Raw genomic sequence first — 25,375 nt, forward strand, 5'->3', positions numbered from 1 at the left:
ATTAAAAATTCCGGTGCGCGTGCACCCAATCGGTAATATATTTAACAATGTCCTGGGTACTGGTACCTGGGGGAAAGAGTTCACCTACGCCTATTTTTTTCAGTGCATCCATGTCATCCTGAGGAATAATGCCACCTCCGGTAACCAGCACATCATCCATCTTTTTTTCTTTAATAAGATTCATGATCTTCGGAAAAACAGTCATGTGCGCGCCGGAAAGTATAGATATGCCAATTGCATCAACGTCTTCCTGCAATGCAGTATTTACCACCATTTCGGGGGTCTGACGCAGGCCTGTGTAAATAACTTCCATTCCCGCATCGCGCAGGCTGGTAGCAATAATGCGTGCGCCGCGATCATGGCCGTCAAGGCCCACTTTAGCCACCAAAACACGGATAGGACGATTAAAGGTTTTGCTCATAATTTGCTCAAAGCTATGAAACTAATTTCGATTAGCAAGGGATCACAGGCAGCGCAAAGTAGCGGCAGTAAGTAGCAGTGATTCTTTATATACTATCTGTTTTGATTTTTCTGCGATACAACAAATCTCTATATGCGTTGCACAGTTGAATTTATTAGCACTGATAATTCCACCGGCAGTTTTGTTGTATCTTTGAACCAAATAAAGCTACTTAATGCCTGATATTGTGTCCACCGTTAACAAACCCCTTACCCTGCAAAAAGAGCGCATTATTTTGGGCATCGACCCGGGTACCGCAGTGATGGGATATGGACTGATAAAGGAGATGGGCAATAAAATTGATCTGATAAGCCTTGGTGTTGTCAAAATGGAAAAAATTGACGACCACATGCTGAAACTCCAGCGCATTTTCGAAAAAACCGTTGCGCTCATTGATAACTACAATCCAGATTGCCTCGCGATCGAGGCGCCGTTTTATGGGAAAAACATACAGGTAATGCTCAAACTCGGCCGTGCGCAGGGAATGGCTATAGCGGCAGCATTGTCGCGTAACCTGGATATCACCGAATATGCTCCCCGCAAAATAAAACAATCTATAACCGGCAATGGTAATGCAGCCAAAGAGCAGGTTGCCGCTATGCTGCAAACCCTGTTAAAATTTACCGAAACCCCCGATTTTCTCGATGCTACCGATGGCCTTGCTGTGGCGGTATGTCATTCCTTCCAGCGAATCAGCGGCACTAAAGGCGCCAGTAAAAAGTCATACTCGGGCTGGGACACGTTTGTGAAGGATAATAAGAATAGGATTGTGTGATTTATTCCGGAGTAAGTAATTTGAAGCCCCGGTTTTTATGTCTGATTAACGCATCATCAAACTTCAAACGATTAACTTTTCAGCGCTTCCCTTATTTTCTCAGCCGTCGCCTCTAATTGCTCGGGGGTGAAACTTAGTTTTGGCCGCGCAAAATTCAAATCATCAACGCGGTTCATCGGGATAAGGTGTATATGCACGTGGGGCACTTCGAGCCCGATGACAGCCACGCCTATACGCTTGCACGGGATGGCCTTTTTCAGCCCTGTGGCAACAATCTTGGCGAAGATCTGCAATCCGGCATACAAGTCGTCCTCCATATCAAATATGTAATCAACTTCTTTTTTCGGAATAACCAGCACGTGCCCTTCAGCAAGTGGATTTATATCCAGAAATGCCAGGTAATCTATAGTTTCAGCCACTATATAGGCTGGTATTTCGCCTGCTACGATTTTAGAGAAGATGGTCATGTTTTAGTTGATTAAGTGAGTAATTGTCCTAATATCACCCGGGAAAGTTGTCCAAATTAGGAAAGTCCTGAAGCGCCTTCCGGACTTTCCCGATTTTCAGACTATCTTGATATCTCCAGCACCTCAAATTCCATTTTACCGGCGGGCACCGTTATCTCGGCAATTTCGCCAACTTTTTTACCGAGGAGCCCCTTGGCAATAGGCGACGTTACAGATATTTTACCCGATTTCAGGTCTGCTTCGCTCTCCGATACCAACTGGTACGACATGGTAGCGCCGTTTTTTACATTTTTTATTTTTACAACCGACAACGCCAGTACTTTAGAAGTATCCAGCTTGGAGTCGTCGAGCAAGCGCGCATTGGCCAGCATCTCACCCATTTTAGCAATTTTTGCCTCATGCAACCCCTGGGCCTCTTTTGCAGCATCGTATTCTGCATTCTCAGACAAATCGCCCTTATCGCGCGCCTCAGCAATGGCCTTGCTGATGGCCGCACGGCCTGAAGTTTTAAGCTCGTGTAATTCCTTCTTTAAATTCTCTAATCCCTCTTTGGTATAATATGCCACTTCAGCCATAACCGTACAATTAAATTTTAAATAATATTTCCTAATCCTTTGCCAAAAAAAACCGCCCTCCCGTACTTAAGAAGGACGCATCGGCTTTCTATATAAAACAAACAAGACTATATCGGCGGCGCCTACATAGTCTTGCTTTGTGTGTAAAACGAAGATAAGCTATTTAAGTTTTAATATCCAAATTTTTTTTCGGACACGTCTGACACGCCATGCTGGAATTGTGATTTAAAACTAATTCTTTAGGCAATATAAATCCCCTAGGTCAAAAGCCAACAACTTACCTGCCTATCATTTGTTAATCAACCATTGCCTGGTTTGAGCTGCGACGGGTCCGTAACATATATAGCAGGTCTGCCATTATAGTCGACAATTTTACCTGATACACAAATAGTGCGATCCTTAAAATCGCGTTCCGGGTGCCAGTTAAATTTGGGATGATCAGGACCCTTAACCAGGACCGTCAGGTAACGGCCATCTTCGCTGCCTACATACAACAGCGTGGTATTGCCGGTTTTCGCTACTTCCGTATTAAATACCTTATCACAAACCATCAGCGTTTCTCCTTTATGATTCGCGGCATCTTTCGCGTTGATTCGTTTCTGGGCCCTGCAATTAAGCGAGAACAGAATTAAAAGGAGCGGGAACAATGCAAATGACTTCATCTGTTAATCAACTATTTTCAAAGTAACGTTTAAATAAAAAAAGAATTGTAATCATGGAGCGGGTAAAAATAAAAGCCGCACAGCGCTTAGCACCGTGCGGCTTTATTGATAAAAATAAGAGGGTTATTTTTGTTTTACAAGGGTAGAGTCTTTTTTCTTCTTGACAACAGTGTCCTTCTTCATCGGTTTTGTTTTCTTTTTGCTGGTGTCAGTTTGCATTACATTTACTTTGCTAACTGTTGCATGTGCATACACACTTCCGAATGAGATTGCTGCTAAAGCAATCATGCTAATTAATTTTTTCATGGGTTTCTCAATTTGTTACACTATAGGCATACACATTAGTGCCAAATCGATAAAAAAATCACTAATCACTCACAATCAATTGGTTAGCTATTTACTGCCTCATTTCAACTGTGGAGTTTCTCTACAATCTGACGCTTCCTTCACCGGATTTAGGCAGTAGCTCAACCCAGCGGAAAAAAGTAAAGCCCCTGATGGGCAGGGGCCTTTACTAACCAATTATAAACCTAAATTATGAGAAGACTTTTTTAATATTTGATGGTGTAAAAATAACACTATCTTTTTATATCTATCGAAATTATTTGTAATTTATTTGTAAAAAAATCATTTCTTTGATTTCTACATTTCAAAAATACAGACATTTTTCAAAAAAAAGAAATTTAATTAAAAAATTCATCGATACAGGTCGATTTTTTTTTGCAAAAGCTTCCTATCTATAGCCTATATTGACGTTAGTAAATAAAAATAAATCAATATTACAGTAAAATGGCACACAATTACAGACGAAAATCTAGCAAAAACTAATTATTTACCATTAATTAGCAGACACATTGTAACATTTTATACGATTACGGCTATTTTATATCAAATTAAATGTAAAAATACCCGACCAGCGGCGCAATTCGGACAATAATAGGTTTCTTAGAGAGGTATAACGTGACTTTTTACCGAATTCTGTTAAAATCCCTAACCAGATTCACAACAGTACCAGTAGTAACAGAATTCTTTTTAAATTATTGCATTGCATTAACACCAATATTTAAAAATGGTTGCCATTTTTGCGCGGATTCAAAACAAACTGTATGTCAAACAGCGAAGCAACGAAATTAAACCCACAATTAACACCGCTCACTTTATGGATCATGACCGTTGCTACCGCCGTTGTTGTCGCTAACCTGTATTATAACCAGCCACTTTTAGAAGACATAGCACGCACTTTTCATTCCACACGGGCAAAGGTCGGCAAAGTTTCTATGTTAACCCAGATTGGCTATGCCACGGGCATGTTTTTTCTTGTGCCCCTGGCCGACATGGTAAGACGCAGACAATTGATGCTGATCGTATTTATGTTTATCGTAATATCGCTCATCATAACCGCGACGGCAACGTCTATTAACTTATTGATAGTCGCCAGTTTTTTTCTGGGTGCATCATCCATAATCCCTCAATTATTGGTACCAATGGCTGCGCATCTGGCCAAACCTGAGGAGCGGGGAAAAAAGATCGGAGTTATCATGAGCGGACTTTTAATAGGTATATTGTTATCACGTACGTTCAGCGGTTATATAGGCTATTATTTGGGATGGAGGGCGGTTTATTGCATAGCAGCGTGTATGATGATATTGATTTGGCTGATGATCGGTTTCTTTTTGCCGGAAGTTGAACCGGAATACAAGGGTACCTATAAAAAACTTATGTCATCGATGATCCATTTGATAAAAGAAGAGCCCAGATTACGGCTGGCTGCCGTACGGGGTGCGCTTTGTTTTGCCTGTTTCAGCGCATTCTGGACTACTATAGTTTTCCTGCTCAAGCAAAACTTTAACATGGGCAGCAGTGTCGCAGGCGAGTTTGGGCTCGTTGGGGCTTTCGGCGCATTGGCGGCAGGCCTGATGGGGAGATTGAGCGATAAAATGGATGCCTACAAATTATCGGGCTTTACGTTGCTGCTTGTCTTTTTATCTTTTGTTATCTTTTACTTTTCAGCGCACAGTTTAGCCGGGCTGATCATCGGCGTAATCGTGCTCGACATGGGCGTACAAGCCACGCATATCTCAAACCAGTCTATAATATTTGCACTTCGGCCAGAAGCACGCAACCGCATCAATACAATATATATGGTGACCTATTTTATAGGCGGCGCTCTGGGCACTTTCGTCGCAACGGGGCTATGGAAAAACTATCAATGGGATGGTGTGTGCATAACCGGCGGCGCACTGGCACTTATAACGCTGGTAATCCATTTCGCAAATCATCGTACAGCAGCAACCGCAGCTGCCATATAAGCCAATGTACACCTGGCTGACTACTGTAAACAACATACTGTACTAAAAATCTGTACACCCGCCGCCAGCAGACACTTAGCGGCGTATTTTGCATTACTCAGAATTTTACACCTGTATTTCAGCGATTTATGGCTAAGGAAAAAGACCAATTCTGTTTTGGCATCAATTTGGAATAAACCTTATCAAATGCAATTCAGGATGGCACTCGATATCAAAGAAAGCCGCGAACGCGAAGAGAAAGAATGGGAAAATCCTGCAGACCCTAAAGCGCCTTCTGACGAGCGCGATAAGGAACAATTGCTGAGGCAATATAAAGAAGCCAAACGCAGGAAAGATAACTTAACAACAACTGAAGACGGCGAAACTGAAAAGACTAAATAAAGTCTGTTAATAAAGAAAGGTAAACTATGAAAAGCTATAACAAAACCGCCCCAAGTAAATTACTCGCAAAATTTGACAATGAATTAAAGGATTTGCTGGCGAGCGATTTAAAATCATTCATGAATAGGAATCCGTTCTTTTTGCGCAGAAAATTAGCTATGGCCAACAACACCTTGTTTGTTGCCTAACCATCATATATCTATCTACCGAAAAACAGTACATCAACACCTATGAAAACGTAGAGCTTTGCAATTGTGCAGGGCTCTATTTTTTTTGGGGATTTTTTCATAGTTACCTGTCTTTATGAGTTAATGACGTCTTTTGCCGTTTCCACCGGTTGAGAATAAAGCAGACCGGTTTTATCTGGGCCCCTTTGTTAAAGGCCAAAATAACAAATACTTTAATGGGCTAGCTTTAATTCCCTAGTTGTTTCAAGGCCAGATAGGCCATCAGCCCCGTGCTCATTTCCAAAGCGCTTTCTTCTACATCAAAGGTCGGCGTATGTACTGATGACGTAATTCCGCGGCTTTCATTTCGGGTGCCAAGCCGGTAGAAGCAGGAGTCTGCCACTTGGGAATAATAGGCGAAGTCTTCTGCGGCCATCCAAATATCCAGGTCGAGCACATTTTCTTTACCCAGGTAATCCTCGGCATGCCCACGGGTCGACGCAGTTAGCTTTTCTTCATTTATAAGGAACGGATAGCCTTTCATAATATTGAATTCGCAGCTTGCCCCCATGCTTTCGCAAAGCCCTTCCGCAAGTTTTTTCATCCTTGTATGGGCTTCTTTGCGCCATTTTTCGTCCATAGTGCGAAAAGTGCCTTCCAGGTAAACTTCATTAGGAATTACGTTTGTAGCGCCGTTGGCTATTACTTTTCCGAATGACAATACAGTAGGGCTTTTAGGATCGGCAAAGCGGCTTACTACCTGCTGCAGCGCGGTAAGCATGTGTGCAGTGATAATAACCGGGTCGATGTTTTGCTGGGGCTGTGCACCATGGCCCCCTTTACCACGAACTGTCACGTATAATTCGTCTGTCGAGGCCATATATTTGCCGGCCCGAAAACCCACTTTTCCGGCATCAATCAGCGGCATTACGTGCTGCCCGATTACCGCCTGCGGTTTTGGATTCTCCAATACCCCTTCTTTTATCATCAGGCTTGCACCGCCGGGCAGTTTTTCTTCAGCCGGCTGAAATATCAATTTTACCGTACCGCCAAACTGGCTTTTTAAACTGGTTAAAATTTGGGCTGTTCCCAATAGCGATGAAGTATGAGCATCGTGCCCGCAGGCATGCATCACACCCACATTCCGGGATTTATAGGGCACATCATTGGCCTCGGTAATTGGCAGCGCATCCATGTCTGCACGCAACGCAACCACGTTTTCCGAAGGCTTTTCTCCTTGTATCAAAGCAACAATACCGTTGTCAGCCATGCGCTGGCAGGTAAGACCCAGCGCCTCCAGCTTTCCTGCTACGAATGCCGAGGTATTTACCTCGCTAAAAGACAATTCCGGGTTGGCGTGGAGGTGGCGGCGATTAGCCACGGTATCGCCAAAAATATCTTTAGAAAGCTGCTGAATCTGCTCTTTAATCATTGGAGGTATCGGGTTTTGGGAGATTAATTTTTTCAGGGATTATAAATATACTGGTAAACATAGGCCTCACTTCTTCGGCTAGTTTTTGGGCTTCGAGCCTGGTGCGAAAATCCCCTGCACGCACTTTAAAGTTCGGCTCAACATAGCTGATGTAAGTACGCAGTTCCGGATATTCTTCATTCATTTTCGCCTGCGCATCATAAGCAGCTTGCCGGCTTGATCCAAAAAATATCTGCACACGGTAACCTCTTGCTGTTTCCGCTCCCGGCAAGCCGGTTTTAGCCCCAATGCTGCTGCGGCGAGCAATAAGGGTATCGATAAGCGGGTCTTTTATTACTTCAACTGTACCTCGCGTTTGAGCGGCTGCAACGGTTGAGGAAAATGTCAGCATAAAAAAAATGCAATACCTTATAAGGCCGGGATTAGCTTTTTTATAGGATAGTGTATTTTTCATAGGGCTATGATATAAACAAACTCGTCATTGCGAGCGAAGCACCGCAACCTCGTCGTCATCCATAGCGGACATGCATGGTTATGAGGTTGCTTCGCCGTTACTCTTCGCAATGACAAAATTTATTATAGTTTAATTAAAAATTTACGCCTGTCCTACGCCGTGGCAGTTTTTGTATTTCTTGCCACTGCCGCAAGGACAAGGGTCGTTCCTGCCTACTTTTTGTTCGTTGCGTACCGGCATCTGGCGCTGTGGCTCGGCAGTGTCAAGCATCGGTATACCTGATTCACTTACCATCTCAGCCTTTTGGGTGCGCATCTTTTTCAGATCCAGGTTAGGCTGCGGCCTTGCTTCCCGAACTTCCTCGGCCTGCTGCTGTACTGGTATGCCCCCCCTGAACAGGAAGCTTACCAGATCTTTATTTACACTGGCCAGCATGCCGCGGAACAGGTTAAACGCTTCAAACTTATAAACCAATAACGGGTCCTTTTGTTCGTACACAGCATTCTGTACCGACTGTTTCAGCTCGTCCATTTCGCGCAGGTGCTCTTTCCAGGCATCGTCGATCAGGTACAGGGTAACATTTTTTTCGAATGACTTAAATACTTCCTGCCCTTTATTTTCAATCGCCTTTTTAAGCGGAACAGCAACCTGTATTCCATTAACGCCATCGGTAAACGGAACCACTACATTTTCTACATACGAACCGCGGGTATCAAACACGTCTTTTAACACGGGGTAAGCCTGTTGGGCAATGGCCTGCTGCTTGCGTTTATAAAAATCTATCACTTTAGCAAACGCAGCGTCTATAAGGCCATTGATATTTTTAGCGGTAAACTCATCGTGCGAAATCTCCAGATCGAGCGAAAACAGGCGGATCATCTCCAGCGTGAACCCTTCGTAGTTGTTCGATTCCTTATATTCAGTCACTACGTCCTCAACTACATCGAAAATGGTGTTATTGATGTCGACCTCCAGGCGCTCACCAAACAAAGCATTTTTTCGCCTTGCATAAATAACGGTACGCTGCGAATTCATTACGTCATCGTACTCCAGCAAACGCTTACGGATACCGAAGTTGTTTTCTTCCACTTTCTTCTGAGCGCGCTCTATCGAGCTTGATATCATGGAATGTTGTATAACTTCGCCCTCTTCGATACCCATCTTCACCATCAGGTTCGATATCCTTTCTGAACCAAACAAGCGCATCAGGTTATCTTCAAGCGATACAAAGAACTGCGACGAGCCTGGGTCGCCCTGGCGGCCGGAACGGCCACGCAGCTGGCGGTCAACACGGCGCGATTCATGGCGCTCTGTGCCCACAATGGCCAAACCGCCTGCCTCTTTAACGCCCGGACCTAATTTTATATCTGTACCACGACCGGCCATGTTGGTGGCGATGGTAACAGTACCTGCCTGACCAGCTTCGGCCACAATGTCGGCTTCCTTCTGGTGCAACTTGGCATTCAGTACGTTATGTTTAATGCCGCGCAGTTTAAGCATGCGGCTAACCAATTCCGAAATTTCTACCGAAGTAGTACCCACCAGTACCGGGCGACCAGCTTTAGTAAGGTTAGCAATCTCCTCAGCAACGGCATTGTATTTTTCACGAACGGTACGATAAACCAAATCCTGGCGGTCGTCACGCGTGATCGGCGTATTAGTAGGTATCTCAACTACGTCCAGCTTATAAATTTCCCAGAATTCACCAGCTTCGGTAACGGCTGTACCCGTCATACCGCAAAGCTTGTGATACATCCTGAAATAGTTTTGCAATGTAATGGTCGCGAAAGTTTGAGTTGCATCCTCAACCTTTACATTCTCTTTGGCCTCTATTGCCTGGTGCAAACCATCTGAGTACCGGCGGCCATCGAGCACACGGCCTGTTTGCTCGTCTACAATCTTTACCTTGCCCTCATCAAGAATATATTCGGTATCTTTTTCAAACAGGGTATAGGCCTTTAATAACTGGTTAACCGAGTGTATACGCTCCGACTTAATAGAAAAGTCGCGCATCAGCTCATCTTTGCGGTGTATCTTCTCATCGTTAGGCAGATCTGACTTTTCAATATTCGAAATTTCAGTGCCCACATCAGGCATAACAAAGAAATGCGGGTCTTCGCCGGAAGATGTGATCAGCTCAATACCTTTTTCTGCCAGCTCAACCTGGTTGTTTTTTTCGTCGATGATAAAGAAAAGCTCTTCGTCAACCTTATGCATTTCCTTGTTTTGGTCCTGCATGTAGTAGTTTTCCGATTTCAACAGTAACTGCCTGTTGGCGCCCTCACTTAAAAACTTAATTAAAGCCTTACTTTTCGGCAGACCCCTGTAGGCGCGCATTAAAGCTAATCCGCCTTCTTCCGGGCCGGTTTTACCTTCTGCAAACAACCTTTTGGCTTCGTTAAGCGCCGCATTCACATAAGTTTTTTGCGCATTTACCAAACGCTCTATGCGTGGTTTCAGTTCGTAAAACTCATGTTCGTCGCCGCGCGGGATTGGGCCAGATATAATCAAGGGCGTACGGGCATCGTCAATTAAAACCGAGTCAACCTCATCCACCATTGCGTAGTGTAATTTTCTTTGTACCAGCTCTTCAGGCGTACGTGTCATATTGTCACGCAGGTAATCAAAACCAAACTCGTTGTTGGTTCCAAAAGTAATATCAGCCAGGTAAGCAGAGCGCCTTGCTTCAGAGTTTGGCTCGTGCTTATCGATACAATCAACCGATAACCCATGGAATTCATACAGCGGGCCCATCCACTCAGAGTCACGGCGTGCCAGGTAGTCGTTCACAGTCACAATATGAACACCCTGACCAGCAAGCGCATTAAGATATGCAGGCAGCGTGGCTACCAGAGTTTTACCCTCACCTGTGGCCATCTCAGAAATCTTGCCCTGGTGCAAAACAGTACCGCCAATCAGCTGTACATCGTAATGTACCATATTCCACGTCACGTCGTTTCCTGCGGCTTTCCAGGTATTATGGTGGATTGCTTTATCACCCTGAATCAGTACATTAGACTTCTTTGAAGCCAAATCACGGTCGAACTGGGTAGCGGTTACTTCTATAGTCTTGTTCTCTGAAAAACGTTTTGCGGTTTCTTTTACCACGGCAAATGCTTCAGGTAAAATACGCATCAGAATCTCTTCAAGCTGTTTATTGCGGTCTTTTTCCAGCTTATCCAACTGGGTATACAGTTCAACCTTCTCAGCAACATCTATATCAGGGTTGTTTTCGGTGCGGTCTTTAATCTCATTTATTTGGGCGTCAATGTCGGCAAGGCCTTCGGCAATTGTTTCTTTAAAACCAACTGTTTTGGCCCTAAGCTCATCGTTGCTAATACCGCCGAGCTTGGCATATTCTGCCTTAATCTTCTCAACGATAGGCATTATGCTTTTTACGTCCCTTTCTGATTTGCTTCCGAAAAGCTTACTTATAAAATTTAACATGATAATCTTAATGTATGGCAATACTTGGCTCAACAATTGCGCCACGGCAAACAATGAGCCATAATGACAGGCAAAGCTACGTTATTTTTTCGATTTTGATGTGATTTCGCCGATTGGAGAATGATTTCACCGATATGAAAATGAGTGACTTTAACACTTAGATGGCATTAAAATTAACGCCTGATTTTTCAGATTGAACAGGCTACACGAGTGATAAATTTAAAAAATGATAAATAAAAAATCCTTTAACCCGGGGAGAATTAAAGGACTCTTGAACTAAAAAACTATTTATTCAAAAAATTAAATCACTCTTCAACAGATAATCATCGTTTATCCTGCGAATTCATTATCGCGCCAACGATCTTACCGTACAGAAGAATTGGCGCTGCTGCAAATGATATTTTTTTCTTCCAGTTAACATAGCGGTCGCGGATGAAGTTATCCCAGTTATAGCCGTTCAGTTGTACGCGTCCTACAGATATACAGGGCTCGGTGATACGGGTAGTATGCCACCATCCCGATGGGAACAATAAAGTTTCACCTTCATTAACGGTTACCTCTATCGGTGTTGCCTCCCTAAACAGTGGAAACTGTTCATAATCCGGATTGCTGAAGTTTATTTGCGAAAACTTTGGGTTATCAGGATAAGGGTACATATATGGTGTCTGGTCAGGCGGATACATGATGAATGTTTTGGAGCCGTAAACCTGGGTTATCTGTGTGTGCAAAAATAATGCATCCACATGCAGGTACGGGAACCCGCTGCCGTTACCGCCTAAAAATATTTCATACACGGTTGTGCCTTGTAAAAACTTCCCCGGCATCAAAGGATGATTGATACGGTCGGTGTTGCCATAAATAACCTCCGGCTGTAAATCGGCTATCAGTTCACGGAACACTTTTCTGATATCAAAGTTGTATGGGTAAGGCGCCTGGTTGTCCGGAGTAGCTGCCAGCATCTGGTCGATAAACTCATCCATACGATAAGTAACGTCCTTAATGGTTTTAGTAATATCCGGATAGTTTTTCTTAAAAAACTCAGGGGTAAATTTGCCCATGGCTTTCCAATCCTTCGCCGCGTCGGTTAATACCACCGGCAGCGATTTACTTACGTATTGGTTTATAAATTCCTCGTGCGAAAGGTTTGTGCGTTTGTCGATTGAGGTAATGCCTTTGTGGGTTGGCTTCGTTTGAACTTGTTCAGCAACCATAATCATTTAATTTACCGTTTGTTAGTCTGCTTTATACGGCAATAGATGGCCGAGGGTTACCTGCTGGTTTATTGCAAACGGTTCGGCAGTTTATTGCCGCCGCATACAAGAGGAATTGCTAATTAAGCGTTACCTGTTTTTTGACATTGTTATCATAGTAGCTTGAATCAAAGTAGTTAACAGATTATTTGCAATGCCTGCTTTCAAACCAACTTATTTTCAAATCTTCAAATAGTTGCCATCCATACATTATTCTTACCTTTACGGCCATGAACATCCTGATCCTCGGTTCGGGCGGAAGGGAAAGCGCCTTCGCCTGGAAAATATCCCAAAGCCCCAAATGCGACCAGCTTTTTATTGCCCCCGGCAATGCAGGTACAGGTCAGTATGGTACTAATCTTAATATCAAGGTTACCGATTTTGAAGGCATCAGGCAGGCTGTTTTAACTAACAACATTAACCTGGTTTTAGTAGGTCCTGAAGAGCCCCTGGTAAAAGGCATACATGATTTTTTCCTGGCTGATGACCATCTGCACAACATTCCGGTTATCGGCCCTCAACGTGAAGGCGCTCAGCTGGAAGGCAGTAAGGACTTTTCGAAACAGTTTATGGTGAGAAATAATATTCCCGCCGCCGCTTCCCGCACCTTTACGCGCGAAACCATGCAGGAAGGCTTTGACTATTTACCAACCATCGGCCTGCCTATTGTTTTAAAGGCCGATGGGCTTGCAGCCGGCAAAGGTGTTTTAATATGCCTTACCGTTCAGGAAGCACAGCAGGAACTGATCGAGATGCTTACCGAGGCCAAGTTTGGTGAAGCCAGTTCGAAGGTGGTGGTGGAGCAATTTTTACAGGGAATAGAGCTATCGGTTTTTGTATTGACCGATGGCAACAATTATAAAATACTACCATCTGCCAAAGATTATAAACGTATTGGCGAAGGCGATACCGGCTTAAATACCGGCGGTATGGGCTCAGTTTCGCCGGTGCCGTTTGCTGATGATGAGTTTTTGCAAAAGGTAGAACAGCGCATTATTATCCCCACTATTGAGGGGTTGAAGAAAGAAGGCATCCCATATAAAGGCTTCATTTTTATAGGATTGATGAATTGCGGCGGCGACCCTTATATGATAGAATACAACTGCCGCATGGGCGACCCCGAAACCGAAAGCGTAATGATGCGCATTGAAAGCGACCTTGTTGATTTATTGCAGGGCGTGGCGGAAGGAAACCTCGACACCAGGGAATTAAAAATATCTGATAAAGTAGCGGCTACTGTAGTTATGGTAGCAGGCGGTTATCCCGGCGAATACTTAAAGAATAAAACCATCACCGGCATTGAAAATGTGCGCGATTCAATTGTATTTCATGCGGGCACCACGCTGGAAGGTGAAGATATAAAAACATCAGGCGGCCGTGTGCTGGCTGTTACCACTTTGCAGGATAATATGTTCTCTGCCTTACAACAAGCCACTGCCGATGCCAGCCGTATTTATTTTGATGGCATGTATTTCAGGAAAGATATAGGGTTTGATCTGCTGTGATGTTGTCACACAATTATACTTGTGATACTGTGACAAGTGTGACAGATATAACTTAACTCGCGCCGCACATAAATAAGCGGCCCAGAGCCTGTGTCACGCTGTCACAAGTGTCACAATTGTTATGTCTCTATCTGTGTGACAGCGTGACAAACACTTGACCCGTCCTGCAAAAAATTTACACTTTTGATTGTTAATACTGCTACAAGCTTACAACTCCCAATTATTGCAGACTGTCACACTTGTCACAACTGTTACGTCTCCTGTAGTGTGACAGTGGGACAATATTGTTAATGAGAATAATGAATAGCTTAATAATTTTCCAATAACAATTATGGCGTTTATCCTCTGATAATTATTGAATATATAAAGAGAGAGTATATTACTATTATCTATTTATATAATTATATTAATATAGATTAAAGGATATAAATATGGTGTATTGTCACACTGTTACGCCGTAACAGTTGTGACAGTGTGACAACAGTTCTACTTTATCACTCTCGCAGCGACGCCCTCATTGGTGATCCTAACCGGCAATATCTTGCCATCTTTATCAAAATACATTTTATCGATACAGGTTACGCGGTGATTGCCGTCTGTTTCGCCAAGCGGGCGGCGGTGATAAACGATATACCATTCGTCCGTACCCGGAACATTTATCACTGAATGATGTCCTGCGCCTGTCGCAACGTTCATATCCTGCTTTAAAATAGTGGCGATGCGCTCAAACGGGCCGATTGGTGAATTACCGATAGCATAAGCTACCCGGTAATCGGGCCCGGTCCAGCCGCCTTCGCTCCACATCAGGTAATACTTGCCTTTACGTTTGAACATTACCGGGCCTTCCACGTAATCCTTTGGGGTAATCTTCTTAAATGTTTCGCCGTCTTTAAATGGAACACAACCGGTAAAGTCATTTTTTAGCTTTGCGATGTTGCATTCACCCCAGCCGCCATAGATGATATAATATTGGCCGTCGTCATCTTTAAACACAAACTGGTCGATTGGCTGCGCTTTGTTTATGATCTTACCGATGAGCGGCTTGCCCAGGTAATCTTTAAACGGTCCGCCGGGATTATCCGAAACGGCAACGCCTATTCCGCCAATCTCCTTCTGGTCATCGTGGATGTCGTTCGCTCCAAAAAACAGGTAATATTTACCATCCTTTTTAGCTACCGCCGGCGCCCACATGGCACGTTTAACCCATTTCACAGTGCTGCTGTCAACAATACGGGGGTGCTTTGTCCAGTGTACCAGGTCGGTAGAGGAAAAGGCATCCATAAAAACCTGCTCATTGTATGGTGCAGAATAAGTTGGGTATACCCAGTACGTCTTATCAAAAATCTTTGCTTCCGGGTCGGCATACCAGCCGGAGAAAATAGGATTGCCGGATGTTTTCTTTTCTTGCGCCGATGCTATGGAGCATGTGGCTAATAATGCTATAAAGAGTATATTTTGAAATTTAGTCATATTGTTTTAGTCGCCGCAATTTGTAAACACAATAATGGGATAAAAAGTTGAATTAGCGGCTAACGGATTGAAAATTCCGCAACCGGCACCTTGACTTTAACATTCAAAAAGTTCGGATTCCCAAATCAAATAGCTTATTTTGTACCTGATATGTCGCTGTTCATCGCATCGTTAAATTCGGGAAGTAACGGTAATTGCTATTACGTTGGTAACCAGCATGAAGCTGTATTAATTGATGCAGGCATTTCCTGCCGTGAGACGGAAAAGCGGATGCAGCGCCTGGGGCTCTCTATGCTGAAAGTGAAGGCAATTTTTGTCTCCCATGAGCATTCCGACCATATCAACGGCATCCCTGTTATTGCCAAAAAGTATAAACTGCCGGTTTACATTACGCCGCCAACTTTGCAGCGCGGGGGTTTAACTATCGACCCGGGGCAAGTGATCCCTTTCAAAGGTTTTCAAACCGTTACTATTGGCGCGCTGCATATTACCGCGTTTCCCAAAAACCACGATGCCAGCGACCCCTACAGTTTTATGGTTACCTGTGATGAGGTTAAAGTGGGCGTATTTACCGATATTGGTGTGGTTTGTCAGAATTTAATCGACCATTTTAAGCAGTGTCATGCCGCGTTTCTTGAGGCGAATTATGATGACGACATGTTAGACAAAGGAGGCTACCCTTATCATTTAAAGCGCCGAATTCGCGGGGGACAGGGCCATTTATCTAATAAACAAGCGATTGAGCTTTTCATAACGCACAGGCCGCCATTTATGACGCACCTCTTGCTGGCGCATCTATCCAAAAATAATAACGACCCGCAATTAGTAAAGAATTTATTTGATGCCTGCGCCAATGGGGTAAATATCATAGTGGCGTCACGGCATGTGGAATCGGAGGTGTATTACATCACACAAAAGACAGAAGGCCTTGCACTATCGCCAACCGGCGTAACTGTACTTACAGCGCAACAAACCACACTGTTTTAAAATTACTTTATCAGCTTATTATCCCCGTCGGGAAAAATCAGGATAGGTTGGTATTGGCGGGCTTCTTCAGCTTCCATGTATGCGTACGACATGATGATAACAATGTCGCCTACCTGGGCCAAACGGGCTGTTGCACCGTTCAAACAGATAGTTCCCGAACCCCGTTCACCGGCTATGGTATATGTTTCAAAACGGGCGCCATTGTTGTTATTCACAATCTGCACCTTTTCGTTCGGTATAATATTAGCAGCATCCAGCAAATCCTCATCGATGGTAATACTGCCAACATAATTCAATTCAGCCTGTGTTACCCTCGCCCTGTGCAGCTTGGATTTTAATACTTCAATTATCATGGCGCAAAGGTAGGAATATTTTCAACGCCACGTCAATGGGTAATTGTGTGAAGGATGTAAAAAGAAAGCAGGCTTTCTGAACGAGTAGCAGTGGCAGTAAATAGTAGCAGGCTAATATACATTTACTGCTACCTAACGCTACCACTGCCACTATTTCTTACAACACGAGAGGTCCCCACCCCTTTCTGTACTCGCGTTTAATATACTGGTTAGCCGGTTCGAAGTTGGTGATGCGCATGTTTTCACCGTCCCACTTCAGCGCAGTGTAACGACCGCTGAATTTATAGCCTTCCATGTTGCCGTACACAGGATCATTACGCTTGATCTTCTCCTGGATGTTAAAGGTCCTCAGCAACAGGTTGCCCATCAGCACAGTTTCCGTAAGCGGACCAGCATACCCAACAAATGGCGAATCAACTTCCATTTTGCCATAACCTGCGATGCTGGCGTCAACCCACTGCCACCAGTGGCCGTCCATACCGCCCTGCACGCGTGGATATTTTTCAGGTATATGTATGTCTTTATTTAGGCTAAGCGGCAATAATCTTGGGTGACTTCCGCCCCAACCACACGAAACTTTTCCTTTTGTGCCAATAAACAGCGTACAGCCTTCAAAGTCATTTTCGCCGGGGAAATCGCCCAGGGCCTCGTTCTGGTTCAGGCTTGGGTCCAGCTCGCTAAGTCGCTCCGGCGTGATGCCACCGTCCATCCAGTATAAATCCAGCGGTTTACCATCCTTTTGGGTAAATTTGAATTTGATGGAACTTGATACAGGTCCGCTCTCAGGATAAATGCCTTCTTTGAAGATGCCTTTATATACGGTACTCGCACTTCCCGAAACTTCTGTCGGATACCCCAACCCCAGCAATTTAAACGGCGGCCCCATAATATGGCAACCCATGTCTCCAAGTGCGCCTGTGCCGAATTCCCACCAGCCGCGCCAGTTAAATGGCACCAGGTTATCGATATAATTGGTTTGTTTAGCTGTGCCCAGCCACAAATCCCATTTCAATTCTTTAGGTATTGGCGGACTCGTATTGGGCCAGCTTATGCCTTGCGGCCATACCGGGCGGTCTGTCCAACAGTAAACTTTTTCAATATCGCCGATCAGGCCGGCCTCAAACCATTCACGCAGAGTGCGCATACCATCGCAGCTGGCGCCCTGGTCGCCCATTTGGGTTACCACTTTATATTTTTCGCTGGCCTGTGTCAGAATACGGGCCTCGTGGATGTCATGGGTCAGCGGTTTTTGCAGGTAGAGATGCTTTTTTAGCTGCATTGCGCTCAAACCTACCAGCGCATGGTTGTGGTCGGGAATAGCCACGGTTACGGCGTCGAAGTTTTTGTGCTCTTTATCAAACATCTCGCGCCAATCGTGGTAAAATTTTGCCTTGGGGAACTCTTTCCGGCGTGGATTGGCCATCCGGTCATCCACATCGCAAAGAAAGGCCATTTCAGCATTTTTCTTTGGTGCGGTGGCATAATGGTGAATATCATTCTCAGCTTCTCCGCCACAGCCTACAGCCGCAATATATAACTTATCACTGGGGGCCGTATAGCCTTTGCCCAATACATAACGCGGCACTATATAAAAACCCGCAGCAGCAATAGCCGCCTTTTTAATGAACGAGCCGCGGGTGATGGTAGTATTATCTTTAGATTGTTCCATGATAACAGGGTTAAAGGATTAGAAATACCGAACACCGGATTTCGAATGAGGAATAATGAAGTACGTTCGGTGTGCTATATTCGGCATTCATTATTTAATATTCATTTCTCACTTCTTTAGCGGCTTTACTGCCACCTCCTTAAAAAACACCACATCATCATTACCATGATTTTGCAAACCAATGTAACCTTCATTCGGTCTTATGCCGCGGTAAGGCTCAAAATCAAACTTGCGGGCCGGTGTTGGCTGGCCTTCAGTGTAATCAGTTACCTTTTGACCATTTACTACGACAATCGTACGCGGCCCATCCAATGTTATTTCCATGGTATTCCATTCCGGACCGGGTTTGCCCGGTTTAGCCAGCGGCTTGGTTAGGGAGTACAATGTGCCAGTTATGTGGTATTCATCTTCCTTCGAGGTTTCCGGGTGATTGTCGATCTGCACCTCGTAACCATAAAACACAGGCATCCACTCCTCACGCGGCTCAATAGGTATGCGGATAAACACGCCCGAATTGCTGTTGAATTTTTGCATCTTATAAACTACACGGATAACGCAGTTGCCAAATTTTTCTTTGCTCCAGTACTCCAGCCCCATGCCGCCCTTGCTGCCTGTAACACCATCCTTAACATAACGGCTGCCCGGACCAACGTGCTTCCACCCATTGTTGAGGTCTTTACCATTGAACAGCTGCCGCCAGCCGTCTTTATCTTGTGCGTTTGTAGTGGTGCAGGCTAGTAAAAGCAGTGCCGAAAAAGCGGCAGCCAGGCATTTACCTGCCAGGAAATTCATGGTTTTCATATACCGGAAACTTTAATTAGTTAATAATTGATTAAACTAAGGTAGCGGTTTTTTAATTGGCACGCAATAAATACCGGATGAGCGTTAGCAATGTAAACGGAAAATTACACGAATTGCCTTACAGCGCTCCGCGACACTGTACGCTGCTTGTTCTGAAGAAGTTGGGCGAGCATCCTTATAATTATAAATTTGAGCGGCGAGAATGACCAGGCTGTATACAGCGCAAGGCTTTTAGCCCCGTGAAGGAGAGGTCAGAATATGCGTAACAACCAGTGCAGCAACCCACTTGTAAAACATGCGGACCATCCAACATTAAGCCTTTAATATATCTCTTACTGCTTCTTCTGCTTCGGGAAACATAAATTCAAATCCGCTATCCAACAGCCTTGCAGGCCGCACCCACCTGCTTTTCAAAATCAATTCTGTCTCTGTGCCGATGACAATAGAGCCCAACTCAAGCAGCCATTTCGTTGCCGGCAGTCCGAAAGGCATTCCGTACATTTTGCGGATAATGCGCATCAGCCCGGCATTCTTTACAGCATTTGGCGCAACACAGTTAACTGCGCCATTTATTTCGGGATGATCCATCAGCCATTCGGTACTGCGGGCAGCGTCCGTTTCATGTACCCAAGACACATATTGCCGGCCATTACCTTGTTTGCCACCTAAGCCAAACTTCACTAAATTAAGCAGACGTGGAAAAACACTGTCTGACCGGCCAAGCGCAATACCCATGCGCAGTGCTATCTTGCGGGTTTTCGGCGTTTCGTATTTATTGAACGCGGCCTCGCATGCCTTACAAACGTCCACAGAAAAGCCAGTGCCTATCTCGCCTGTTTGCTCATCCTGCGGGCGGTCCTCAGCATGACGGTAGATTGTTGCAGACGCCAGATTTATCCAGAGTTTTGGCGGTTCATAAAGGTCGTGGATCACCTCGCCGAGCAATTCAGTAGGCAGTATCCTTGAAGCGAATATTTCAGCTTTATTTTTTTCGGTATAGCGGCAGTTTACATTTTTGCCGCATAAGTTGATTACCATATCGGCATTGACCAGTTCTGCTGTCCATTTGCCGCGCGTTTTGCCGTCCCATACTACAGTACGCACATTCCCGTCGGCTTGTTTTTCATGACGGCTTAATATTACCACCTCTCCAGCTTTTTGTGTATAATATTTAGCGAACACCGTGCCCAGGTAACCATTACCGCCCGCGAGGACTATTTTTTTATATTTCATGTTTGTAATTATTAAGTTATACGGCCACGTTAATTAAGCATCAGAATCACAAGCAGCAACATTGCCCGGTAAAAAGCCCATGTTACCGTCATCGTCCAGCCAAGATTTAGTAATTTCGTTCTGCGGATGTGCTCGAAAAACATCAGACCAGCGACCATTATAAAGCTTACAATAAAGAATAAAGTTGGCAAATTAAACCACGCACCAACTGCCAGTGGCAGCAGCAGCAACAAGCTGCCGCCGAAAGAAATCGTCATCATATTACCGAGATAATCCCAAAGTTTTGGTTTAGCCAAGATATTGATGATGATACCCTGAAAAATGATTTGTCCACCGCATATCATATACTCCCGACTCGAGTTACCCAGAGGAATTGCCGGTGTTAAGCGATGCACATAAGCGGTGAGGATAAAGCCGGTGCAAAGCCATGTAAACAGCAGATAAGCTATGCGGTAATGGCGTTTAAATGTGGGTTGATAACTAAAGCTGTTACCGATTTCACTCGCCGGAATAATTACCCGGCGGTTGTAGGATATGAAAGCGTAAATCTTGCGCATTACCCATAAAAATGGGTTGCAGGCAAACAGTCCGGCAAACAACGGCCACGCGTTCCCTAATATTTTAAAAATGCTGGTTACCCCATAAGTCACTTCACCGTTCTCTATGTTTACAAGGGCTATCTCATTTACCGCCCGCTGCTTATCAATCTGAGGACAAACGTTCATATGGGTTTGATAGGCTGCCCTTCCGGCTGAATCTAGCATACCGGTTTTAACAAATGCCTGGGTGTAAGCCCGGCACATGGGGCATTCACCATCGAACAATATTATGTGATTTTTCAATGTTCTCATATTTTCAATATTTAATGAAAGATTAGGTCGAAAATAAATCGGCAACGTGGCTGCCGGTTTATCATGGAACAAAAATAAATAAATATTTTATATTTTCAGTATTTATTGAAAATAAAATCAGTACAGATCTTGATCTTTTTACATCGTTTTGTAATACTTATTCCTTTTGTTCGCGTTGAAATATAATTGCGGTATTTTAGCGTTTCAAATACAAAAATCATAATGGCTTATACGTCAACCTACCAGGCTGCACATGCAGCGGCTCCGGCTATAGAAAGCCATTTTATTAAGTTGCTGGCTATAGCAACCCAGGAGGGCGAGTCTGAAGAGCTTGCGCCTGCTCCGCCGGCAGGCGTTGTTGAGGCGCTAATTGATGTTGCCTTCTGGATGAGCCTCCGACATGAGGAAGGCCGTTCTCCAAAAATATCATTAGCATACCTTCCTCCATTGCTGGCAGGCCAACCGCTTATTTTTGAGGAGCGGATACCATTAAGTCCGCACGTTCTTACCAAACTGGCCCCGGCCGTTGAGCGTTCAGGTATCCACCTCGGAATATGGGATGACGGCGGCGAAATGTTTATCTGGGGCACGACACGATCTATCCCGGATTGCTGTTTTGTACTGGAGGTTATTGAGCCGGGCCTGCTTGTTGTGAAACACCGCAGAATTAAAGGATTCGGGAAGTTTATTAACGTGGCGGTGTTGCGTGGCGGCGAAGTGAAAATTATCGATGAGCTGAGCAGAAGCCTGCCCGACTGCCCCGCAATGCTCACCTCGTTGCTTGGCTATAATTCAGCAGGCGCCTGGAATGATTCGGTAAACGTGCTGGTACAGTTGGCTGCTTCCATGCGTTTGCACGGTCACGGAGGTACCTTATTGGTAGTGCCTGCGGAAAATGAAGCATGGCGCCATTCCATCATCAACCCTATAACTTATCCCGTTCATCCGCCATTTGATGAGCTTAAGTTGTTGATTAACCAGGTGGTAGATAAGCATAGCATGCCACTGTGGCAAGAGGAGGTGAACCGGTCCGTTGAAAATATTGCAGGCCTTACCGCTGTGGACGGTGCAACCATCATAAACGACCAATTAGAACTACTTGCTTTTGGAGCAAAAATAGGATTAGGAGCAAATGGCCCTGTTGAGCGTACGCTTTTAACCGAACCGGTTATTGGTAATGAGGCCGTAACCATGCATCCATCGCAAATGGGCGGTACCAGGCATTTATCGGCCGCACAATTTGTATTTGACCAGCGCGATGCCATAGCACTGGTGTCATCCCAGGATGGCCGCTTTACGATATTTTCGTGGTCGCCCTGCGAAGACAGTGTGCATGCCCACTTTGTGGATTCCCTGCTTCTATAATAGCTACGCTAGATTGTTGGAAAGATAGTTTGTGCTTTATCGCCGATTAAGGTGATTGGACGTTTTTCGCCCTGAACCGCCCCTATGAAGCCGATGATCCATAAAACGAAAAAAGCCAGATCGAATATCCGCATTAATGTATATAAGGAAAAGAATCCGCCTGTTAACCACACGATACCCAAAAGCAGGCTGAGCCCCCATCTTAAAACCATGTAAGATATATGAAAAAGTAAGGTCTGCCTTAACTGGTAGCTGCCTAATCCGGTTCTATTTTGATGAAGTGTAAAATAAGCAATCAGCCATCCAATAATGGTAAAGTAGTTTACAATTCCGGTGGTTTGCCGTTGTCGTTTGTTGGTGCGTTAGGTTCCATAAGCGATTGGTGATCAGGAAATTTTAAATAAAATATAAACATTTTAGAATTACTCATTTACGGCGATAAATTTTCGATAATTGCTCCTGATGATGGCGAGTGCCCTCTACGTTAGCAGGAAAAGTAACCTTGGCCGTTACCCACATTGCATTAATAAAAACTCCTGGCAAAGGCATAAACCCAATACTAATAGGAATATTATTTAGCCAGCAAATGCTTTCAAATGCTGAACATTAATCGTTTTTGATTGTTAATTTTTTAATTCACCGCACAGGGGCGTCTGTATTTACAAGACACTTTACGGATTGACATGAATTTTGTAATACAAGGCCGTGATTATTTCTAAACTTTAAATTTTATTGAGAATATCTGCTAATGAGCTATCCTATTCCGTTTTTGAGTAATGAGCAACTATTACAGGTTTTATCAACATCTAACACCGCCGTCGCAATCCACATAACAGAGGATGCGGTTATACAATACGCGTCAGACCGCATGATAGAGATATGGGGAAAAGACAAAAGCGTTCTCGGAAAAACGCTGGAGGAAGCCTTGCCCGAACTTAAAGGACAGCCTTTTATCGGCATGTTTAAAAAAGTATGGAATGAGGGAATAACTATCAGTGGTACTGATACTGCGGCCCAGCTGGTTATTAACGGGGAACTTCACACATTTTATTTCGATTTTGAATACCGCGCGATTAAAGATGCTGCTGGCAAAACATATTGCATACTACACACCGCAACCGATGTAACCGAACGGGTTTTAAATGCTGAAAAAGTACAGAGCCTTACCGAAGAGTTAAGGGCATCTAATGAAGAATTGCGTGCAGCAAACGAAGAATTGAATGCTTCAAACGAAGAATTGAGCCAATCTCAGCGCGACTTACAGGAACTCTATAATGATCTTGCCGAAAGCGATCTGCGTTTCCGCAATATGGTACGGCAATCGCCGGTGGCGATTTGTATCATCAGGGCCAGGGACTTATTGGTACTTGATGTTAACGATAGCTACCTTCAATTGATTGCACGCAGACGGGAAGAAGTTGAAAAACACAGGATTTGGGATGCTATACCGGAAGCGGAGCCAGCATATGCACCAATAATGAACGAGGTAATACGTTCGGGAATGCCGCATATGGCTAAGGAGGCGGAGGTGACTTTGATGATAAACGGTGCGCCGGAAACGTTTTATCTGGATTTTGTGTATGAGCCAATGATAAGCAATGGCGTTGTTACCGCTGTTATGGTACTTTGCATTGACGTGACTGACAAGGTAATAGCTCGCCGCAAAATTGAGGATGTGGAGGAGCGCATCAGGCTTGCTGTTGAAGCATCTGAAACCGGCACGTTCGATCTGGACCTGGTGAACCGCGCCATGATTACCTCTGATAGGTTTAATATGATCTTCGGGTTCGACAGTCAGGTATCATGGGAAATCCTCGCGTCAGTAATCCATCCGGACGACAGGGCCGTACGCCAGGCGGCCCATGATGGCGCCATCAAGAACGGGAAGCTATTTTACGAGGCCCGTGTGCTGCATAGCGACGGCTCCACGCATTGGATAAGGGTGCAGGGAAAGGTCTACTATAAAAATGAACAGCCCGTTAGGATATTAGGCACCCTGCTTGACATAACCGAATTCAAACGCCTGCAACAGCAAAAAGATGATTTTATCAGTATTGCTAGTCACGAGCTAAAAACACCGATCACCAGCCTGAGAGCGTCATTGCAGCTATTGGAGCGAATAAAGGACGACCCAACTTCGGAATTGATGCCCAAGCTGATAGATCAATCAAGCCGCAGTATGCAAAAAATTAGTGCACTGGTAGAAGACTTGCTGAACGTAAGCCGCGCGAGTAAAACGGAGCTGCATTTAAAGAAAACAACTTTTGTAATTGCTGACCTGCTTAACGCTTGCTGCAACCACGTTCGTATCGGCGGAAAGCATAATCTGCTTGTTCAGGGCGAAACGGACTTGAAAGTAAATGCCGACGAGCATGGAATAGACCAGCTTGTTGTTAACTTGGTAAACAACGCGGTAAAATATGCGCCGGACTCGAAAGATATTTATTTGATAATTGCGCAGGAAGGCGACATGGCAAAGGTATCAGTTAAAGACAATGGCCCTGGGATACCCCCGGAAAAAATCCCCCACCTGTTCGACCGTTATTATCGTGCAGAACCATCCGGTTTCCAAAACTCTGGCCTGGGACTGGGATTGTACATATGCTCAGAAATCGTAAGGCGGCATGGCGGCAGTATTGGTGTTGACAGTGAAGTAGGTAACGGCAGCACTTTTTGGTTTAAATTGCCGCTGGAGGGTTAACGGCTCCACTTTGAATAGTAACCCAAACGACTAATTTGAAGCGATAAGCTAGCAGCCTGGC

At 44.6% G+C, this 25,375-nt stretch carries 23 protein-coding genes; 8 read left to right on the top strand and 15 right to left on the bottom strand.

Translation table 11 applies throughout. From position 1 onward, the window contains the following. Position 1 precedes the first annotated feature (1 nt). The gene (locus tag Q3W13_RS09905) at positions 2-421 is read right to left on the bottom strand and encodes a cobalamin B12-binding domain-containing protein (RefSeq protein WP_302863362.1); all 420 of its coding nucleotides are present in this window, start codon (positions 419-421) and stop codon (positions 2-4) included. A gap of 214 nt (positions 422-635) precedes the next feature. Between Q3W13_RS09905 and ruvC the strand changes: the two genes are divergently transcribed. Continuing rightward, a complete protein-coding gene (gene ruvC, locus Q3W13_RS09910) occupies positions 636-1,235 on the top strand; it encodes a crossover junction endodeoxyribonuclease RuvC (RefSeq protein WP_302863364.1) in 600 nt (199 codons plus the stop codon). Positions 1,236-1,306: 71 nt separating this feature from the next. Here the strand turns inward: ruvC and Q3W13_RS09915 are convergent, their stop codons facing one another. From Q3W13_RS09915 to Q3W13_RS09930, 4 genes are all read right to left on the bottom strand, one after another. Next, complete coding sequence (locus Q3W13_RS09915) at positions 1,307-1,702, bottom strand: HIT family protein (RefSeq protein ID WP_302863366.1); 396 nt, start codon at positions 1,700-1,702, stop codon at positions 1,307-1,309. A gap of 101 nt (positions 1,703-1,803) precedes the next feature. Continuing rightward, on the bottom strand, positions 1,804-2,277 hold the full coding sequence (gene greA, locus Q3W13_RS09920) for a transcription elongation factor GreA (RefSeq protein ID WP_302863368.1): 474 nt from the start codon (positions 2,275-2,277) through the stop codon (positions 1,804-1,806). A gap of 299 nt (positions 2,278-2,576) precedes the next feature. Then, positions 2,577-2,939, bottom strand: a complete 363-nt coding sequence (locus Q3W13_RS09925) for a hypothetical protein (RefSeq protein ID WP_302863369.1) — start codon at positions 2,937-2,939, stop codon at positions 2,577-2,579. Between the two features lie 123 nt (positions 2,940-3,062). Next, a complete protein-coding gene (locus tag Q3W13_RS09930) occupies positions 3,063-3,245 on the bottom strand; it encodes a hypothetical protein (protein ID WP_302863371.1) in 183 nt (60 codons plus the stop codon). Positions 3,246-4,045: 800 nt separating this feature from the next. Here Q3W13_RS09930 and Q3W13_RS09935 point away from each other — a divergent pair. The 3 genes from Q3W13_RS09935 (at position 4,046) to Q3W13_RS09945 (ending at position 5,817) form a co-directional block, all read left to right on the top strand. Further along, a complete protein-coding gene (locus Q3W13_RS09935) occupies positions 4,046-5,248 on the top strand; it encodes an MFS transporter (protein WP_302863372.1) in 1,203 nt (400 codons plus the stop codon). 198 nt (positions 5,249-5,446) lie between these two features. Beyond that, on the top strand, positions 5,447-5,629 hold the full coding sequence (locus Q3W13_RS09940) for a hypothetical protein (RefSeq protein ID WP_302863373.1): 183 nt from the start codon (positions 5,447-5,449) through the stop codon (positions 5,627-5,629). A 26-nt stretch (positions 5,630-5,655) separates the two neighbouring features. Further along, the gene (locus Q3W13_RS09945) at positions 5,656-5,817 is read left to right on the top strand and encodes a hypothetical protein (RefSeq protein ID WP_302863374.1); all 162 of its coding nucleotides are present in this window, start codon (positions 5,656-5,658) and stop codon (positions 5,815-5,817) included. Positions 5,818-6,043: 226 nt separating this feature from the next. On the opposite strand, the gene Q3W13_RS09950 is transcribed toward Q3W13_RS09945, so the two are convergent. The 4 genes from Q3W13_RS09950 to Q3W13_RS09965 form a co-directional block, all read right to left on the bottom strand. Further along, positions 6,044-7,228, bottom strand: a complete 1,185-nt coding sequence (locus Q3W13_RS09950) for a M20 family metallopeptidase (RefSeq protein ID WP_302863375.1) — start codon at positions 7,226-7,228, stop codon at positions 6,044-6,046. After that, positions 7,221-7,682, bottom strand: a complete 462-nt coding sequence (locus Q3W13_RS09955) for an SPOR domain-containing protein (RefSeq protein WP_302863376.1) — start codon at positions 7,680-7,682, stop codon at positions 7,221-7,223. The genes Q3W13_RS09950 and Q3W13_RS09955 overlap by 8 nt, the downstream gene beginning before the upstream one ends. 141 nt (positions 7,683-7,823) lie before the next feature. Then, positions 7,824-11,129, bottom strand: coding sequence for a preprotein translocase subunit SecA (secA, locus tag Q3W13_RS09960; protein WP_302863378.1), 3,306 nt, complete (start codon positions 11,127-11,129; stop codon positions 7,824-7,826). 323 nt (positions 11,130-11,452) lie between these two features. Next, positions 11,453-12,340, bottom strand: coding sequence for a cupin-like domain-containing protein (locus Q3W13_RS09965; protein ID WP_302863379.1), 888 nt, complete (start codon positions 12,338-12,340; stop codon positions 11,453-11,455). Between the two features lie 269 nt (positions 12,341-12,609). Between Q3W13_RS09965 and purD the strand changes: the two genes are divergently transcribed. Beyond that, complete coding sequence (gene purD / locus Q3W13_RS09970; protein ID WP_302863381.1) at positions 12,610-13,884, top strand: phosphoribosylamine--glycine ligase; 1,275 nt, start codon at positions 12,610-12,612, stop codon at positions 13,882-13,884. A gap of 486 nt (positions 13,885-14,370) precedes the next feature. On the opposite strand, the gene Q3W13_RS09975 is transcribed toward purD, so the two are convergent. Next, complete coding sequence (locus tag Q3W13_RS09975) at positions 14,371-15,354, bottom strand: glycoside hydrolase family 43 protein (RefSeq protein ID WP_302863382.1); 984 nt, start codon at positions 15,352-15,354, stop codon at positions 14,371-14,373. Positions 15,355-15,504: 150 nt separating this feature from the next. On the opposite strand from Q3W13_RS09975, the gene Q3W13_RS09980 reads away from it, so the two are divergent. Further along, the gene (locus tag Q3W13_RS09980) at positions 15,505-16,341 is read left to right on the top strand and encodes an MBL fold metallo-hydrolase (protein WP_302863383.1); all 837 of its coding nucleotides are present in this window, start codon (positions 15,505-15,507) and stop codon (positions 16,339-16,341) included. A gap of 2 nt (positions 16,342-16,343) precedes the next feature. Here Q3W13_RS09980 and panD read toward each other — a convergent pair whose 3' ends face one another. From panD to Q3W13_RS10005, 5 genes are all read right to left on the bottom strand, one after another. After that, positions 16,344-16,694 carry an aspartate 1-decarboxylase gene (gene panD, locus Q3W13_RS09985; protein WP_302863385.1) on the bottom strand — a complete coding sequence of 117 codons (351 nt, stop codon included), beginning with the start codon at positions 16,692-16,694 and terminating at the stop codon, positions 16,344-16,346. Between the two features lie 157 nt (positions 16,695-16,851). Further along, positions 16,852-18,363: a Gfo/Idh/MocA family protein gene (locus Q3W13_RS09990; RefSeq protein ID WP_302863386.1), complete on the bottom strand. Its 1,512-nt coding sequence runs from the start codon at positions 18,361-18,363 to the stop codon at positions 16,852-16,854. 108 nt (positions 18,364-18,471) lie between these two features. Further along, entirely contained in the window at positions 18,472-19,164 is a 693-nt protein-coding gene (locus Q3W13_RS09995; RefSeq protein WP_302863387.1) for a DUF1080 domain-containing protein, read from the bottom strand. A gap of 312 nt (positions 19,165-19,476) precedes the next feature. Then, positions 19,477-20,397, bottom strand: coding sequence for a TIGR01777 family oxidoreductase (locus Q3W13_RS10000; RefSeq protein ID WP_302863388.1), 921 nt, complete (start codon positions 20,395-20,397; stop codon positions 19,477-19,479). 29 nt (positions 20,398-20,426) lie between these two features. After that, complete coding sequence (locus Q3W13_RS10005) at positions 20,427-21,248, bottom strand: DCC1-like thiol-disulfide oxidoreductase family protein (RefSeq protein ID WP_302863389.1); 822 nt, start codon at positions 21,246-21,248, stop codon at positions 20,427-20,429. Between the two features lie 222 nt (positions 21,249-21,470). Here Q3W13_RS10005 and Q3W13_RS10010 point away from each other — a divergent pair, with 222 nt between their 5' ends. Then, a complete protein-coding gene (locus Q3W13_RS10010; RefSeq protein WP_302863392.1) occupies positions 21,471-22,613 on the top strand; it encodes a putative sensor domain DACNV-containing protein in 1,143 nt (380 codons plus the stop codon). 748 nt (positions 22,614-23,361) lie between these two features. Next, positions 23,362-25,314: an ATP-binding protein gene (locus Q3W13_RS10015; RefSeq protein ID WP_302863394.1), complete on the top strand. Its 1,953-nt coding sequence runs from the start codon at positions 23,362-23,364 to the stop codon at positions 25,312-25,314. Positions 25,315-25,375: the final 61 nt, after the last annotated feature.

The organism is Mucilaginibacter sp. L3T2-6 (assembly GCF_030519355.1).
Lineage (GTDB): Bacteria > Bacteroidota > Bacteroidia > Sphingobacteriales > Sphingobacteriaceae > Mucilaginibacter.